This is a genomic window from Abyssisolibacter sp. ZYX002 (genome assembly GCF_056892235.1).
In genome coordinates, this window is sequence record NZ_JARMXH010000011.1 from 65726 (window position 1) to 83847 (window position 18122).

The window sequence follows — 18122 nt, forward strand, 5'->3', positions numbered from 1 at the left end:
GTTACCCATAAACCTGAAGCTGATATCCTTTACCTCTTATTGTTTCTATAAAAACCTTATCACTTCCGACAAATTGTAGATTGCTTCTTAATCTAGCTATCACCATCTGTAATCTATGACTCTCATCTAAATTTGATCTAAAAACTTCTACTTTATTCACATATGTATTTTGAAGGTGTTTATCACACAACAAATTAAACATTTTGGCTTGTGTTGGTGGTAACATTATTATGTTACATTTGCCTGTTAATGTGCTCTTTTTTTTATCAAAGCTTATGTCTCCAATATTGTATATTTCAAGTTCAATCCATCTTTTTATAGCGTTTATTTTATACACTAGTTCCGCTAAATCAAATGGCTTAATGACATAATCATCTGCTCCCTTTTCATAGCATACCATTTTACTATGAAAATCATTGAGTGCAGTGATCATTATTATTCTACACTCACCATGTATTCTAAAATATGAAATCAACTCATAGCCTTTTCCTCCAGGAAGCATTATATCTAATAGCACTATATGTGGTTTCTTTAGCATATATGTTTTCTTTGCAGTCTCTATACTTCTTTCTCCAAAAGACACATACTTCTCCTTTTGTAACACGTTTACTATAAGTTCGTTTAAGTTCTCGTTATCTTCTACAACTAAAACTCTTATGTTCATAAACATTCTCCTCAAATTCCTCTGATGCTTTTACTTATACTAAGATATACACTAATTAATGTTATAACCTTCACGTGTATACGTTAATAGTACATTCTTATAATATTATCTATATCTAATTTGATTAACTAATTTTTAAGCTTGTAAAATCTTTATAGCATTGTTATAGTCATCGATAATAACTTCCTTTGCTTCTTTGCATAATTTATTCCAGCTACGTTTAATCTTATCTCTTACCCATGTTGACCCTTCATCTATATTCATACCTTTTTGTACATAGGCACAATATAATAATGAAGGAACCTGTTTAATATGTGCCATAGCATCCGCACTTGCTACACATATAGCCTCTTTGCTCATTTGCATTTCCATAACACTTGCTCTATGCGAAAATATACAATGTTTAACTTGGTCTATTATTTCATTATTATAATTCAACTCTTTTAAAATTCTCTCTGCTTCTATTGCTCCATATTTATGGTGCTCATCGTAATATTCTAAACATTTTATACCAGCATAATCATGCAATAATGCCGCTATCTCTACAATTTCTATGTTTGCATCTAGTTTCTTGGCCAATATCTTTGAATAGTCTACTACATCTACTATATGATGTGACCATATTCCGTAACCAAAAGTATTGTTATCATTTTTACATGCATCTTCAACTATATTTTTTATTATAGTTATATTATCCAACTTACACATCCTCTCCTTTCATTTTAATATGTTAAGTGGCTCTCTTATATAATTTCTTATACCATACTTTTCTTCATGTTCTTTAAGTAATTTTAGAATCATTTCGTCGGAATGTTTAATCTGTTCAAGTTTATCTAAATCTAGCCCTTGACTAAACGGACAAGTAGCTAAACATATACCACAATCTGTCCCCAAACTACGCCATATCTCATAACATGCTTCTTGTTTTATACGCCAACGCTCGACTCCATTTTCAATAATTGGAGGTTCTGAGGATATCGCTTTTGCAGGACATGTTTTGGAGCATTTGTTACATAGCTTACAGAACTTTTTAACGCCAAAATCAGATGGTTCATCAGCAATAAGTGGCATATCCGTTGTAACTACAGACATTCTAATGCGCTGTCCATATTTTCTTGATATAACTAATCCATTTCTACCGATCTCTCCAATACCTGCATTCTGTGCTACTAGTGGAACTATAACCTCATAGTTTCCATCAATATGCGCTCTTGCATCATATCCTAACATTTTAATATAATAAGTCATCCATAATGCTATTATTGCACTATCAACATAGCCTTTTGTCACAGCAAACATTTCCTCTAACTGTGGTGCTCTATTAATCATATTTTTGTCCATCTCCACTGCTATAACTAAACCATATTTATGATTATTATCAACCTTCTTGCCATAGTCTTTTAGTGGTCTACCTATAAATGAATAAAAAAACTCTGGTTTCATTTTTGTAACGCCTATATCCACTGCTCCTAAGTAACTACAAAATTTTTTTAGTTTGCTAGTCATATCCACACCTTTAATATTAGTCTTTTCTTTTTTTACTGGTCCATTAACATATTTTTGAAAATCGCTCAACATCATAAATCCAGCATCTGCAAAAGGGCTATTTATGTTATTAAATGTTGCAGTCCCCTCTGAATTAATATGAGGTTTAAGTCTAATTTGATCATCTATGCTTTCATGCTCTGGATAATTTTTATAATAGTCCTCATACTCTTTACTTCCTTTTTCATAGCTCATTCTTGCAAACATTATAGTCCTTCCATCTATTTTGGACATAATAATCTCTCCTCTTATCCGTTTCAATCTATATACAGTCGTATTTTATCTGGATTATATCAAACATGTGTGCTATAAGTCAAAAAACACAAGAACTTATTAAAAAAATGACTAATATTTAGTCATTTTTTTATTATCTATATTATATTTTCATCGCCCAATCTTCGCATTGCCAAACTTTAGTAACTACATCTTGATAAAATTCAGGCTCATGACAAATTAATAATATGCTTCCCTTATATTCTTTTAGAGCCTTCTTTAACTCTGCTTTTGCCTCAACATCTAAATGGTTTGTAGGCTCATCAAGTACTAATAAATTTGTTTCCTTATTGATTAATTTGCAAAGTCTCACCTTAGCTTGCTCTCCACCACTCAGAACGATTATTTTACTTTCAATGTGATCTGTAGTCAACCCACATTTTGCCAAAGCTCCTCTTATCTCAACTTGAGAATATGAAGGAAATTCATCCCATACTTCTTGTAAGCATGTATTTTTATTTCCCTTCTTAATCTCTTGTTCAAAATATCCTATATACAGATAATCTCCTAATTCAACGCTTCCCGATATAGATTTTATCTCTCCAAGTATACTTCTAAGCAACGTCGTCTTTCCTAAACCATTTGCTCCAACAAGTGCTATTTTCTCACCACGCTCCATTAGTAAGTTTAGTGGTTTTGATAGTGGTTCGTCATAGCCAATCACTAGGTCTTTTGTTTCAAATACCATACGCCCTGAAGCTCTAGATGATAAGAAATCAAAAGTTGGTTTTGGCTTTTCTCTAATTAGTTCTATTTTTTCCATTTTATCAAGTTTCTTTTGTCTTGACATTGCCATGTTTCTAGTTGATACTCTTGCTTTATTTCTAGCAACAAAGTCTTTAAGTGATGCAATCTCTTGTTGTTGCTTTTTATATGCAGCTTCCACCTGTTTGATCTTTGCTTCTCTCACCTTCATAAAACTATCATAATCACCAACGTAACGACTTAGTCTAGAGTTCTCTACATGATATATGAGATTAATAACACTATTTAAAAAAGGTATATCGTGTGAAATCAGTATAAAGGCTTTTTCGTACTCTTGTAGATATCGTTTTAACCACTCTATATGCTGTTCATCTAAATAGTTTGTAGGCTCATCTAACAACAATATATCAGGCTTTTCAAGCAGAAGTTTTGCTAATAGTACTTTTGTACGTTGTCCTCCACTTAAATCATGTACATCTCTATCAAGACCTATATCACTTAATCCTAATGCTCTACCCACTTCTTGAACTTTAGAATCTATAGTATAAAAATCATTATTAGTTAACAAATCTTGTAAAGTACCCACCTCCTCAAGCATTTTATCCATAGCCTGTGGAGTTGCATCAGCCATTTGCTCATAAATACTATTTATACGCTGTTCCATATCAAATAGATAAGTAAATGCACTTTTTAATACATCTTCTATTGTATCACCTTTCTTTAGCTTTGTATGTTGATCTAAATATCCAACTCTTACATTCTTTGACCACTCAATATTCCCTGCATCAGGCATTAATTTGCCTGTTATTATATTCATGAACGTCGATTTACCTTCTCCATTTGCACCTATCAATCCAACGTGCTCACCTCTTAAAAGTCGAAAAGATACATCTTCGAAAATTACACGTCCTCCAAAATCATGACTTACATTTTTTACTGTTAATATACTCATTGCTGTTGTCCTTCCTAATTTTAATATGATTTTATTATATCAAAAAAAACATAATTGACAAAATGATTATTATGCTTTAAAATAAATTTAACGTTAAAATTATTTTAACGTTAAATTTATTTTAAAGGGGACATTTAAATGAAGACATCTTTGTTTACTAATCGTAATTTTATCCTAACTATCTTAGGTCGTTTTATTTCTAGAGTAGGTACTTACTTTCAGAGCTTTGCTCTATCACTCTTCGTGCTAAATACCACAGGAGACCCAAAATTATTTGCATCAGTCTTGGCGGTTGCAATAATTCCACAGTTAGTATTTGGACCATTTGCGGGTGTTATTATTGATAGATATGATAGAAAAAAGATTATTGTTTTTCTTGATTTATTAAGTGGATTAGTTATGGCATCATTTATTATTTTATATGTTATAAAAGGTACTTTTTCAATGCTTCATATCTATGCTATTGAAATACTTTTAAATCTGATAAATGCTTTCTTCTCACCAGCTATAGGTACTGTAATACCAAATATAATCGACCGTGAATCTTTACCAAAAGCTAATAGTATAAATTCTTTTTTGGATAGCATTGCTAATATTGCTTCGCCAGTACTAGCAGGGCTAATATATGGTTTAATAGGTCTACTGCCGCTTATGATTATTAACAGCATAAGTTTCATACTATCTGCAATAAGTGAGATGTTTATAGAGTTACCTAAAAGCAAAGCTAAAAAAGGAAAAATTAACTTTAAAAATTTCGTTAAAGATTTAAAAGAAGGGCTTAACTATATTTTCAATAAAAAAGATCTTGTGGCGTTATGCTTTGCAGCTATATTTGTGAATTTTGGACTATCTCCTTTTTTCTCAATTGTAGTTCCTTTTGTAGCTAAGAATAAGTACTCTATAACTGATTCTGAATATGGAACATTTATGTCAATTATTGCAATAGGTATGATTATAGGTCCTATTCTTGCAAATTTCTTGTTTAAAAAATTAAGTCCTAGGCAGATTTGTGTTTATGGTTTTTCGTTTGTCGCTGTAGTTATATTTGCCGGTGCTGCTATTTTTATTCCTAGTATGCAGCATATTTATTCTTCAAAGTACATACCATTGGCTTTATTAGCTATAGAAAGTATTATTGTTATTTGTGTTGTAGTAGCTATTAGTATTTCTATGTCAGTAAATCTTCAACACACCACATCTAATGAATTTTTGGGAAGAGTTGGCTCTGTGCTTAACACTATAGTTACAGCATCAATACCTATTGGACAAATTTTGATTGGTTACTTACTTAAGGTCACTAAAATGTCATATCTATCTATAATTGTTGGGACATTCTTGTTAATTGGTGCAACACTATACTATTTGTTGAGCAAAGACACAAAATCACAAACTGCTTAACTACCTTGATTTTTTAACAAATATAATATACCCTATAATTATAAAATATAAGTAAATCTTAAGAAGGTGTATTATGAAAAAGGAAATTTTAAGAAAAATTGAAACTGATGAAGAAATAAAAATTTACAGTGATCCATTTAGATTTAAAATAGTTACTATGATAATGTCAGAAAACAGACCAATGACTGTTAAACAGATAGCAGATAAGCTAGAAGTTTCTCCAGCTAAAGTTCATTATCATGTAGTAAAACTCTTAAAAATAAATGTTTTAGCTTTAGTTGATACTGAGGTTATAAACGGTATTATAGCAAAATACTACGATACAACAGCCAAGGCTTTTAGTTGCTCTTTATCATCTAGAGAAAACTCTTATGATATAAACAATGTTTCAAAAGCTGTATCTGAAGTTTTTGAAACTATAAAAAACAAGTTTCTTAATGAATTAAGTAGGGCTAGAAATTATGAAGAGGAAAAAGGAAAGAATGGTATGAATATAGATGTAGATATAGCATTGAGCATATTACACAAAAAAGTATATATAACTAAAAAAGAACTTGAAGAATTTCTTGCTTATACAGAAGCTTTTTGTGTAAAACACCTTGAACGAACTTCACCGGATCAAATAGAATACAACATATTTAGAGGCTCTTATAATAGCTTTGATCCTGATCAGTATGAATAGTTTTCTGTAATTTACATTACATACATCTAAGTATTCTATTTTATGTTTTTTATTAAAGATGTCTTTGAAAGGATTAGTTACTATGATAAAAAGAGACTATATAATGGATATGATTGAACAATTCACTACCTTTATAGCTCGCTTAATGGGATTAAAGAAATTGAATCAATTTTTAAAAGCTAGACAACTTATTGGGGAAGTTTATACTTCTAAGCTTGGAGTAAATGAAGATATCATCAATAGTTTGATGTACAATGATTTAATCAAAATTGTCAGTGACATGGAAGATATGGATATTGAGAAATGTACTCTTTTAGCGAAACTTTTGAAAGAAGATGGAAAAATTCTGATTGAGCAAGGTAAAAAAGAAAAAGGTTTCAATTTTCTATTAAAAAGCTTAAATATTTTTTTAGTTATAAGACTAAAAAATGAATATGTAAAAAAAGTAGACTTTGATGCAGAAATAACAGATGTATTAAATGAAGTAAAGCTTTATGAGCTTTTAGATAGTACTAAACATTTACTATTCAAATATTATGAAAACAATGGTGACTATGCATTGGCAGAAGATATATTATACCAATTATTGGATGCTGAATCTTATTCTAAAACAATAGTGAGTGAAGGAATAAATTTTTATAATAGATTACTTGATAAAACTAAATGTAAGCTTTCAGCAGGAAATTTGCCTATTAACGAGGTTATAGAAGGAAAAAAATATCTGATAAGTCAATGTATTAAACGGAATCATGAAATATAAACATATATAAACTTTAATTCTTTATTCCTAAGAGAGTATACTCAGTATACTCTCTTCAGACTGTAGACAAAAGCCCAATTTCTGCGTTGTTGTTAAAATTTCCGTTGCTCACTTACCTCTAAGTAAGCTCTGCTACTCAATTTTAACACGCCTTGAAATTGAACTCTTACTACAGTCTTCTATTTAGATGACTTTGTCATCAACCTAAAGAGAGTATACTCAGTATACTCTCTTTAACTTTATCTCTAAACTTTTAATACACTCTCTTAATCTCTCTCATTTTATAGACATAATAGTCTGTTTATGTTGAATAAAAAGTAAAAAGTAAGAAGTTTGGAATATTTTAAATATAATTTAAAAATATCTTATAATTTGTTTTAATGTAATTTGTTTCATTTTATGGTATAATTAATATTGACTTTATATCAAGGAGTGACTAATTTGAATACAGATGTGTCAAACGTAAGTGACAGCACAGTCTTAACCATACAAGAAGTTTTTAATCTTATACAAAATTATAAATACGCAGAAGCTTTTTTATTATCATCTCAAATAATGAAAAGAAGTGATAGTGGCGATCAATTATTTCATGAATGGGTTAAATCTTTAGCTGAATTTTTTTCTTGTAATAGGAAGAAAACAGCAATACAACTGTTAGAAAAAATAAAGCCCAATAAACCCACAAACGAAATTCATTTTAGAATATTTAACTCTTTAATGAGTTTTTACATAGAAATTGAAGATGAAATAAACTTCCGTAAATGTAAAAAACTCATACTTTCAAATTTGTACAGGCTTAACAATAGTGAACTTATAGCAACCATACTTGGCAATGTAGCCAACGGTTATTATGTATTTAAAAACCATGTTAAATCACTAGAGTTTTGTGAAAAAACCTTGAAAATAGCATGTGAACAAAGATTATTTAATAAAGTATATACTGTAACTATCATGATAAAAATTATGAATTTTTTACATTTAGAAATGCGAGATAAAGCATATGAATTAAAAAAAGATTTCTATGTTTTTTTAGAATTTACAAACAAAGCAAAGGATAAAAAATATTTGGACAAGGCAATAGATAAATTTAATGAGGAGGTGGAATATAATGAAAAAACTAATAAAAAAACTTTATAATAATCCATTATATTTAGCTTTTTTTATTCCTATATTTAGTTATAAATATAGTTATATTGTTAGATTATTTATTGATTTCCCAACTAATCATTAATTTTTTTGTAAATTATATTTGTATACGCCCCGTTTCTAGCATTAGATTTTATTCTAAGTTATATATACGGGGCTTTTACATTGCTTATATTGTTATATTGAATTTAATTATTTTGATACCATTATATCTAAAATCATTTTGTCAGTTTCGACCATTCCCATTGATCCGATTTTGGCTATATTTCTGATAGTTTTTTCTACGCATTTATCTATTATTCCATCTGTTTGGGAAATCTCTATATCGTTGATTGCTAGTATAGCAGACTGCACTGCTGCACTAACACCTGTAGCCACCTTTAGTGCGCATCCTGTCTTAGCTCCATCGCAAATCATACCCGAAATATTACCAATCATATTTTTTATAGCATATTTTATTTGGTCTAAGTTTCCTCCTAATAGATACGTAATACCGCCACTCGCTCCAGCTGAAGCTACTACACATCCACAAAGCGCGGATAGTCTTCCTAAGAATACTTTTATGTGTATTGCGATTAAGTTTCCTATTATTAGTGCTCTGGCTAATTTTTCGTCTGTTACGTTTAATTTCTCTGCAACTGCTACTATAGGTAACATGACAGTGATACCTTGATTTCCACTACCAGAGTTACTCATGACACTTAGCATACTTCCTGCCATCCTTGCATCTGAAGCTGATGCTGTAACTTGCATAGCATAATTGTGCAAGTCGTCAGAAAGCAATCCTTTTTTCACATTTTCAGCTAACGTTTTACCAACTTTCAATCCATACTCTTTCACCAAACCTTCTTTTGATATTTTTTTGTTCATATATGCTCCTTCCATAATGAACTCAATATCTTCGAATTCTACATTCATAGCAAATTCATATATGCTATTTATAGAAAGTTTGAAATCTTCTACTTCTTTATCCATATCTATATCACATTCTGAATCTTTTCTTTCATAAATTGTATCGTCATTGTAAGATATCATAACAATATTTGAGTGTATGTCTTTAATAACTACTTTTGCTTTATTTTTATCATCATAGCAAATTGCTTCTATATAAAGTTTGTCCTTAGTGTCTTTAACTTTAATATTTATACAACCTGATGCCACTAATTCTTTTGCCTGTTTTACATTAGATTCTTTGACATTTTTTAAAACCTGTAACTCTGCTTTTGAATCTCCTGATATAACACCCAACGCTACTGCTATATCTAATCCTATCATACCTGTTCCCGGTATCCCAACACCCATACCGTTTTTGTATATATTAGGACTTAGATGCACATCCACTTTCTTCACTTCACTATTAAGCACCTCTTTAGCTTTAGCTACAGCTAGAGCAACTGCTATAGGCTCTGTACAGCCTAAGGCTGGAACTACCTCTTTTTTTAGAATATCTATATATCTTTTATAATTATTGTATTGCATTTTATATCTGTCCTTTCAAATAATAATCAAACCACTTAGTTATTTCTTCTAGTCTTGCTATTCTCTGCTGTGGCTTCCCACTCCTACTGAGTTCATGGTTTTCTCCTTTAAATAAACACATTTTTGCTTCTACATTATGATATTTTAGAGCTGTGAACATCTGTAACCCTTCCCCATAAAAACACCTATAATCTTTATCTGCATGTATAAATAGAGTAGGAGTTTTTACTTTATCTGCGTACTTTAATGGTGAGCTATCCCAAAGTTTTTCGAAATCACTCCAAGGTGTAGCTAAATTTTGATCTTCTACCCAATAGTAACCTATATCCGTAGTGTTGAATTTCGATATCCAGTTTGAAATACATCTTTGGGATACAGCAGCCTTAAATCTATCAGTATGACCTATAATCCAATTAGTCATATATCCTCCATATGACCCTCCTGTTACACCGACTCTCTCTTTATCTATAAACTCATATTTATTTAATACCTCATCTGTAAACTTCATTATATCTTCATAGTCAATAGTACCAAATTTACCTCTTATATTTGAAAATTCATTGTCTTTACCATTACTCCCTCTTGGGTTGCAAAAGAAAACAACATATCCCAATCCTGCCCAGTATTGCATTTCATGATAAAAGACATCACCATAAGCAGTTTTAGGCCCACCATGAATATTTAATATAGCAGGATACTTTTTGTCTTTGTCAAAATCACATGGTTTCATTATCCATCCATCTATTTCAACATCATCTATATTTTTCACCTTAATCTTTTCAAGTTGTACTATATGTCTATCACTTTCAACCCAGTTATTGAATTGGGTAATTTGTTTTTCTTTACACAGCTCGTACAATTCTTGTAGTTTATTATCTCTCATACCAATAAACATAACTTTACCGTCTTTTACATCATAGCTATCTACCGAACCTTCTGTTCTTATTACTTTCTCAATATTTCCAGCTATATCTATACTATTTAACAGCGAACTTCCACCCTCTGTAGTGATAAAGTATAAACAGCCATTGTCAATTTTCATGGTTGATGATGCTTTATATCTACAATCCGAACCCACTGTGTTCCATAAACTACAGTCAAAATTAGGCGTAAGTTCTTTTAATTGTTGTGTATTTATATCTATTAGATAAAATTTGTGATTTTCATTATTACCATACTTTTTCATATCGCTGCCTGTATATATTATTTTATCTTTTGAGATGTAATTGGCATAACTATATTGAAACCTTTCGTCTCTGGATATTCTTTCTATAGTTTTCTCATCTATATCATAAATATATATATGATTTGCTATCTCCATTTTGTTTTCATAAGAAATACCTATAAATATAAGCTTTTTTCTATCTTCACTTATATTAAAACTTTCAACATTCATATATTCATCTGTAATAGCATCATATTTATTTGTATTTACATCATAAATGTATAACCTATTTCTATTTTTATTTGTACCCCCCACACCATTTGTCCAAAATGGTATCTCGTCAAATATTTCATACTCTTTGTTTTTGGCTTCTTTACCTTCTTTATTTTTATTATAAGTAGCTGAAAATACATACATGTTCTTATTAATTTGTTGTATCTTGTTTGATTTTTTTCCAATACATAATTCCTTTATATTTTTAAATGAATCCATAATGTAATATAATGTGCTATCAGCCTTTTCATTTTTTTTGCTGGATTTATAAAGAATTGAATCATCATCTAGCACAATGAAATCGACCACTTTATCACATTCTGTAAGTTTTTTTTGCTTTTCTTTACTCTTGTTATATATCCATAGATTTGTCTTATATTTATTTTCTTTCTCGTCAGCCTCGTGAAGTAAGTAATAAGTATTTCCTTTGCCATCTAGCTTCACATTAGATAAGTATTTAAATCTACAGATATCATTTATTTTTATATTCTCTTTCATCTGCTTTCCTCCTAACTATTGGCTAAACACTCTTCTGCGCAATAATCAACTTTAGGATAAGTATTCTTTACGAATAATTTATCTGCATATTCAAAGTATTCTTTTGAAGTTTTAAAGATTGGATTGTATTCATCAATAATTACTCTTGCTCTTTTCGCCTCGTTAGATAATAATTCATATACCATTCCAGCCATAAACTTTGTCCCTAATACATAAGCAATATCATAATCTATTATCTCGTAATCTGGACTGTGTAATCCTCCATTTAAACAACCTATACATGTCTCTATTGCAGGCATAACAGAAGATATATCTCCTAAGTCAGTCGAACCTTTACTTGGAGGAAATGTTGTTACTTCTTCCTTAGTGACTAATTCTACTCCTACTTGATGAGCTACTTTGGTTAATTTTTCATCTACAACAAAAGGAAACATTCCTGCAGTGTCCTCTATCTCAACTTTTGCGCCCATAGCAATCGCCCCACCTATAAGTGCTCTGTTTATTTTTTTATTAGCATCTACAATATCATCTATATTACTTCCTCTAACGAAAGTCTCCATATGAACATCAGATGGTATCACATTAACTGCTTCTCCACCTTTTGTTATTATTGGATGAACTCTAAGGGATGATTGCTCTTTAAATGTCTCTCTTATTGAATTTATAGCCATTAACCCTATATTAGCTGCATATAGAGCATTGACTCCTTCATGAGGAGTTGAAGCTGCATGAGAAGCTTTACCTATATACCTAATATTTTTAGCAATAAATCCATTACTCCCAGATTCTAATGCAATCTTATAATTTGATGCCATAGCATGAATCATTACACATATATCAACGTCATCAAAAAATCCTCTATATAATAATTCTGCTTTACCTGTCGGGTACTTTATAGTTCCTTTTTTGATTAATTCACTTCTATAATCCATTTCTATATATTCTTCTGCTGGTACAGCCATAAAATGTATCTTGCCTACTAATTCATCCAATATATCTGCCTTTATTATACTTTTAGCTACTCCAATAATGTCTGCTATCATAATGTTATGACCACATGCATGAACAGCACCTGTATCTTTATTACTATCTATATGTTGTGAACATATTACTGCATCTAGTTCTCCTATCAAAGCTATGTTTGGTCCATTTTTCCCTGTGTCTAGTGTTGCCTTCACACCGGGAATATTATCTAGCTTTTGATAGCTTAACCCTAATTTTTCAAATTCTCTAATTACAATTTTTTCTGTCTCGTATTCTTTAAACCCCGTTTCTGGCGTCTTATAAATTTCTTCACCTATGGCTTTTATATAATCACTTGCGTTATTTACACAGTCGAATAATTTTTGCTTTATTTTGGTACTATCCATTTTTACACCTCTTGCCTATATATAATATCCCGAAATATTCATGAAGGGTTGATTGATTTACTATAAAATAAATTTTATATGAATATCTCGGGATTAAAATTATTTACTTAGTTTTTAACACCTTTCGCTCTTCTATATAAAATAGTTGTAGTAACTAAACATATAATTACCATTACTAACATGTAACCAAATATAACTTTAAATCCAGTTTCTCCTGAAAACTTATCTAGTATCGTACCGTTCAAGCCGTGAACATACATATCTGGTATGAATCCTAAGAATGAAGCAAATCCTATAAATATTCCTGTCTTATCAGGACTAATATTTAGCTCACCTAAAGATGAGAAATATATTCCTCTTATCGAGAAGTTTGCATATTGTGCAACCATCCATAATCCTATTACCACGTATAAAAGACTTGCTTTCCCTGGAAGTAATATATATGCTACTAGTGATACGACCGCTACAACTAATAAGTATCTAACTACTTTAAGTGTTGAGCCTAGTTTATCAACAAATATACCCGCTGTCGCTGCACCAATAAATCCGATAACATACATGCAAAACATTGATATACCTGATGCAGATGTTGTTGATAATCCAAATATCTTAGTCAAATATGGAGTTACTATACTTAGTCCTCTGTGAAAATGATATGCACTTAAAATCATGATACCTATCAACCATGCTCTTGAATCCATCATTATTGTGAATATATCTTTTATTGAAATAGCTGTTTTTTCTACTTGCTTAACGTTTTTTAACAAGAATAACAGCAATACACCTACCGATATCATTACTACAGAATATATTATAATTATTGTGGACATTCCAAGCTTTGCCTCACTAAATTGAGCGAAAACTGCTAATGCAAGATATGATATTATCAATCCCGATACTTGTTTTCCACCTTCCCAAAATCCAAACATTTTTCCTAAATCTTCACCACTGCTTAATAACCTTACAGCTTTTATTGCTACCGACCAATAACAAAGGCATACTATTGCTCCATATGCAATGTGTATAGCTAGCACTACATTATACGACGGGAATGTCGAATATAATAATCCTAATGATCCCATCGAAATAAATGCAAAACTAAGCAATGCCTTTGGACTAAATCTATCTGCTATCCATCCACCTGGAAAATAGCATATAGTAGATGCTATACCGAAATAATTAACCAAAACTCCTAGCTGTGTATTAGTAACTCCTAATGAAGATATAAGTGCATCGTAATATGAACCTTTTAAGTATGGAATCTTGTACACTAATCCACCTGCTAGCGCTAGTATTAATAGAGTTATCCAATTCTTTTTTATTTTACTTTTCATGTATATCTCTCCTTGTCAATTTTTATCATACATAGTCAAATGTTTACTCTGTGATTTTTATCAATAATCCCTCCTATCATTTATACAAAGATTGTTCTTCTATTATTAGTTCTAAGCAAATACCGATAAAAATTATTTTATAAATACGTTTATATTTAGAAACAACCTTATGTAGCAATATATAAGAGCAATTACCGTGCCAACTACGAAAATTTTCCTGTTATTTTATAGTTAGCTTATTATGCACATTTATTCGATATAGTTAATATTTTTATATTAAAAAAGTGGATTGTCTAACGAATCCACAATCCACTTTAAAATCCACATTTCATCCAATTATTTATCCCTATCATTTATTAGCTTCAAACCTTTTTGAGTTATAACACAACCCTTTCTGCCAATCTTTTTGCTGATATAACCTTTTTCTTCTAAGTTTTTTAATATTATACGCAGTCTATATTCGGTTATATGTTTGTTGTTGTGTTCGTTATATACATGAACTAACTTTACTCTTCCAATTCCATCTCCATCATCTGCGTGTTTATTAATAGCTTTAAGAACTGAAATCTCCAAATTATCTCTTATCTTTAAATCACCTTTAATAATAAATGTATCTGGAAGTGGCTTAGGGCTATTCTTCATAAATGAATAATACTCTGCCACGTTTTTTAATTCTCGTACATTACCTCTCCATTTATGCTCTAAGAGAGCTTTTTGTATGCTTTCTTTTAATTCCCCATGTTCGTTGGCATATTTTTTAAATAAAGGCAGTATATCTTCTCGCCTTTTATTTAGTGGTGGTACATTTAATGGCAGTACATTTAATCTATAATATAGGTCTTCTCTAAACCTGCCCTCTTCAACTTCTCTCATCAAATTTTTATTTGTAGCAGCTATTATTCTAACGTCTATCTCTATTATTTTATAACTTCCTATTCTCATAACCTGCATTTCTTGTATAACCCTTAAAAGTCTTGACTGTAGCTCATAAGGCATATCTCCAATTTCATCTAAGAATATGCTTCCATTATTCGCTTCCTCAAACAATCCACTTTTCCCTTCACTTCTAGCTCCTGTAAACGCTCCTTTAGCATAACCAAAAAGCTCACTTTCAAGCAAACTAGCTGGAAGAGCAGCACAATTTATGGCTACAAATGGCTGTTTTTTACGTCTAGAACTATTGTGTATTGATTGTGCTAGAAGTTCTTTTCCTGTTCCGCTTTCTCCACATATTAATACTGTTTTATCTGTGCCAGCGAATATTTTAGCAGTCTCAACACACTCCTCCATTATCTTTGAATAATATATTATTTTTTTAAATGTATATTTAGCCATTAAGCCTGTTGATTTTAATTTAGCACTAACCGTTTGTTCTAGTTTTTTAATATATGTTATATCTTGTAAAACTATAATCTTCTCATTCACTGCATGATGATATACAGTAGGTGTTTTTACTGATATTATCAATATTTTTTTATTTATTTTTACTAGTTCATTATCTATATCTTCAATTTTTATTTTTTTTATAAAATCCTCATCAAATATCTCATTTATATTGGTCATATTGTTAGCCATATCTATGTTCAATATTTCATAAAGTCTATCGTTATTTAGTATTATATTACCATCGTTATCGATTAGTATTATACCGTCACTAGATTTTTCTAGTATAGAATGTAATTGTTCATTTAACTTGTATAATTCTTTATATTGTTGCTTAAAACCTACATCTACAGTTACTATTCTCTTTATATATTTTAGTAGCCTATTATTTATCTCCGAATCCTTGATATTTAGCTTGTTTATTATTGCAATAAATGTTGATGTATCTAGGCATCTTACACCAACATCAATTATATTAGGAATAGAAGAAGGTACTTTTTCCTTTATACCTACTGTTATCGCATACTTAATATGTCTATAATCTTCGCCCTCTTTATATGATATAAAACGTAAATCTTTTATTTTCAATTTATACAATAATGTCGTTACTTGAAGTGTTGTCTCATAATAATCATTTACTACTAGCACTTCACTATTTTGAGGTATGTCAAGTATTTTTAATGCTTCTTCTTCTAGTATTGTTCTAGAAACAACTATAACTTTGTCTAAATTTTTTATATTTTTAGTAGCTTTAGCTACTCTATTTTCAAGCATGAAAAGAATAGTATCTCCATCTATAATATGGTCGTCGTCCATATTATTAAGATAACAATTTTCTATAATTATCTTATCTTCAAATACATATTTCAAATTATTTGTTAGTTCTACCGATAATTCTCCTTCAAAATCTGTAACTATAACTACCTTTTTCACATTAATCCACCATGCTTTCGATTTTAACCTAAAGTATCTTTTAGTATTATATTACTACAAGGCTTATAATATTTAAATAAGAAATAAATAATTTTGTAAGATATTGTTGTAATTTCAGAGCAAAAATATTTTATGCAATCAATAGTATCAAAAAAACAGTTCCTACCGATTAGCAATTTACCCATACAATTTGTACATTACACTCTTTAACCCTTCATATGTCACTTTAGTCTGATTTGTAAGTGTACAAACATCCTCCAATGCTCTCTTTATAATGACATCTATGTTTTCTAAGTATTCTAATCTATCTATTCCGTATTCTTTTAAGGTTAATGGTATGCCTAACTTCGCATTTAATATCTTTATAGCTTCTATAAGACTAAGTACACCTTCTCTTGTTGTTTGGCATGGCAGAGTTAGTTCATCAGCTAACACCTCATATCTCTGTGCCGAGTTTGTTAATGTATTATTTATACCAGAGTTGAACTCTATAACATATGGCAATAGCATGGCATTGATTCTACCATGAGATATCTTGTATATACCTCCTATAGCGTGTGCCAAACTATGATTTATACCTAATCCTGCATTGGTGAAACTTATACCCGCCATACATGATGCTTGTTGCATTTTTTGGCGAGCAATCATATCATCTCCATCAATATAAGCTCTATATAAATATGAAAACACATCCTTCACAGCTTTTCTTGAATACATATCTGTATAATCTGATGCTTTTATGGAAACAAAACTTTCTATTGCATGAGACAAAACATCCATTCCTGTATCTGCTGTAACTATTGGTGGAACTGTTCTTGTGAACTCTGCATCTAACACTGCTACATCTGGTGTCATAATGTTATCTACTAGTGGTATTTTGACGTTGTTTTTTTCATCTGTCACAACAGAAAATGCTGTAACTTCAGATCCCGTTCCACTTGTAGTAGGAAATGCTACAAACCAAGGTTTTTTAATGTCAGCTCTATCAACTAACTCTTCTTTGGTCTTTATACAAAAATACATAATAGCCTTTGCTGCATCAATTACTGAACCACCACCTACTGCTATTAGTAAGTCTGGTTTATTCTTTATAATATGATGCAAACCCTTAGTCACTGTACTTACCGATGGATTTGGCTCAACTTCATCAAATACGCTATATTTTACATTACTTTCGTTAAGAACATCTGTAACTTTTTTAACAAGCCCTAGTTTAACCATTAATCTATCCGCTACCACAAAAGCTCTTTGAGATTTTAAACCACTTAAATATTTAAGAGAGTTTTCTCCCCAATGTATCTCTGTTTTAGATTGAAATATCATATTGTTCCTCCTGTAAAATGATTATACTCTAAAGGGGTATCTCATAAGACACCCCGATATACTATTTATCTTATTATGTTTAACATGACTCTATAGTTAATTCTAAAAGAGTGAAATTTTAAAGTTTGCCATTCCACCTCATAATCCCTACTTCGTTTTAAAATGAGTGAGTACCAAGGCATTGAAATTTTCACGGATAGGAGCGTTTTAAATTATCTCTCGGCTATCGCCAGTATGCC

14 protein-coding genes are annotated in these 18122 nt (G+C 30.5%); 4 read left to right on the top strand and 10 right to left on the bottom strand.

The genetic code is table 11. The annotated features are described in order from the left end of the window. Position 1: 1 nt before the first annotated feature. From P3X86_RS19475 to P3X86_RS19490, 4 genes are all read right to left on the bottom strand, one after another. Complete coding sequence (locus tag P3X86_RS19475) at positions 2–664, bottom strand: response regulator transcription factor (protein ID WP_483294408.1); 663 nt, start codon at positions 662–664, stop codon at positions 2–4. A gap of 135 nt (positions 665–799) precedes the next feature. After that, entirely contained in the window at positions 800–1363 is a 564-nt protein-coding gene (locus tag P3X86_RS19480; protein WP_483294409.1) for an HD domain-containing protein, read from the bottom strand. Positions 1364–1381: 18 nt separating this feature from the next. Continuing rightward, positions 1382–2443, bottom strand: a complete 1062-nt coding sequence (locus tag P3X86_RS19485) for a 4Fe-4S dicluster domain-containing protein (protein WP_483294410.1) — start codon at positions 2441–2443, stop codon at positions 1382–1384. A 142-nt stretch (positions 2444–2585) separates the two neighbouring features. Beyond that, positions 2586–4139 (bottom strand): ABC-F family ATP-binding cassette domain-containing protein, encoded by a 1554-nt coding sequence (locus tag P3X86_RS19490; RefSeq protein WP_483294411.1) that lies wholly within the window; start codon positions 4137–4139, stop codon positions 2586–2588. 138 nt (positions 4140–4277) lie between these two features. Here P3X86_RS19490 and P3X86_RS19495 point away from each other — a divergent pair, with 138 nt between their 5' ends. From P3X86_RS19495 to P3X86_RS19510, 4 genes are all read left to right on the top strand, one after another. Next, positions 4278–5537, top strand: a complete 1260-nt coding sequence (locus P3X86_RS19495; RefSeq protein ID WP_483294412.1) for an MFS transporter — start codon at positions 4278–4280, stop codon at positions 5535–5537. 73 nt (positions 5538–5610) lie between these two features. Next, entirely contained in the window at positions 5611–6219 is a 609-nt protein-coding gene (locus P3X86_RS19500) for a helix-turn-helix domain-containing protein (protein ID WP_483294413.1), read from the top strand. 82 nt (positions 6220–6301) lie between these two features. Then, positions 6302–6979 (top strand): DUF6483 family protein, encoded by a 678-nt coding sequence (locus tag P3X86_RS19505; protein ID WP_483294414.1) that lies wholly within the window; start codon positions 6302–6304, stop codon positions 6977–6979. Positions 6980–7420: 441 nt separating this feature from the next. Next, positions 7421–8116, top strand: a complete 696-nt coding sequence (locus tag P3X86_RS19510; RefSeq protein ID WP_483294415.1) for a hypothetical protein — start codon at positions 7421–7423, stop codon at positions 8114–8116. A gap of 201 nt (positions 8117–8317) precedes the next feature. On the opposite strand, the gene P3X86_RS19515 is transcribed toward P3X86_RS19510, so the two are convergent. From P3X86_RS19515 to P3X86_RS19540, 6 genes are all read right to left on the bottom strand, one after another. Continuing rightward, positions 8318–9604, bottom strand: a complete 1287-nt coding sequence (locus P3X86_RS19515; protein ID WP_483294416.1) for an L-cysteine desulfidase family protein — start codon at positions 9602–9604, stop codon at positions 8318–8320. A gap of 1 nt (position 9605) precedes the next feature. Further along, on the bottom strand, positions 9606–11540 hold the full coding sequence (locus P3X86_RS19520; RefSeq protein ID WP_483294417.1) for a S9 family peptidase: 1935 nt from the start codon (positions 11538–11540) through the stop codon (positions 9606–9608). A gap of 11 nt (positions 11541–11551) precedes the next feature. After that, positions 11552–12910 (bottom strand): amidohydrolase, encoded by a 1359-nt coding sequence (locus tag P3X86_RS19525; protein WP_483294418.1) that lies wholly within the window; start codon positions 12908–12910, stop codon positions 11552–11554. 107 nt (positions 12911–13017) lie between these two features. Beyond that, the gene (locus P3X86_RS19530; RefSeq protein WP_483294419.1) at positions 13018–14244 is read right to left on the bottom strand and encodes an MFS transporter; all 1227 of its coding nucleotides are present in this window, start codon (positions 14242–14244) and stop codon (positions 13018–13020) included. 336 nt (positions 14245–14580) lie between these two features. Continuing rightward, the gene (locus tag P3X86_RS19535) at positions 14581–16560 is read right to left on the bottom strand and encodes a sigma 54-interacting transcriptional regulator (RefSeq protein ID WP_483294420.1); all 1980 of its coding nucleotides are present in this window, start codon (positions 16558–16560) and stop codon (positions 14581–14583) included. Between the two features lie 177 nt (positions 16561–16737). Further along, complete coding sequence (locus P3X86_RS19540) at positions 16738–17883, bottom strand: 1-propanol dehydrogenase PduQ (RefSeq protein WP_483294421.1); 1146 nt, start codon at positions 17881–17883, stop codon at positions 16738–16740. Positions 17884–18122 lie beyond the last annotated feature (239 nt).

Bases quoted from the DNA above. Each gene is read 5' to 3' on its own strand.
- P3X86_RS19475 (WP_483294408.1), bottom strand. From the start codon at position 664: ATGAACATAAGAGTTTTAGTTGTAGAAGATAACGAGAACTTAAACGAA.
- P3X86_RS19485 (WP_483294410.1), bottom strand. From the start codon at position 2,443: ATGTCCAAAATAGATGGAAGGACTATAATGTTTGCAAGAATGAGCTAT.
- P3X86_RS19490 (WP_483294411.1), bottom strand. From the start codon at position 4,139: ATGAGTATATTAACAGTAAAAAATGTAAGTCATGATTTTGGAGGACGT.
- P3X86_RS19495 (WP_483294412.1), top strand. From the start codon at position 4,278: ATGAAGACATCTTTGTTTACTAATCGTAATTTTATCCTAACTATCTTA.
- P3X86_RS19500 (WP_483294413.1), top strand. From the start codon at position 5,611: ATGAAAAAGGAAATTTTAAGAAAAATTGAAACTGATGAAGAAATAAAA.
- P3X86_RS19505 (WP_483294414.1), top strand. From the start codon at position 6,302: ATGATAAAAAGAGACTATATAATGGATATGATTGAACAATTCACTACC.
- P3X86_RS19515 (WP_483294416.1), bottom strand. From the start codon at position 9,604: ATGCAATACAATAATTATAAAAGATATATAGATATTCTAAAAAAAGAG.
- P3X86_RS19520 (WP_483294417.1), bottom strand. From the start codon at position 11,540: ATGAAAGAGAATATAAAAATAAATGATATCTGTAGATTTAAATACTTA.
- P3X86_RS19525 (WP_483294418.1), bottom strand. From the start codon at position 12,910: ATGGATAGTACCAAAATAAAGCAAAAATTATTCGACTGTGTAAATAAC.
- P3X86_RS19530 (WP_483294419.1), bottom strand. From the start codon at position 14,244: ATGAAAAGTAAAATAAAAAAGAATTGGATAACTCTATTAATACTAGCG.
- P3X86_RS19540 (WP_483294421.1), bottom strand. From the start codon at position 17,883: ATGATATTTCAATCTAAAACAGAGATACATTGGGGAGAAAACTCTCTT.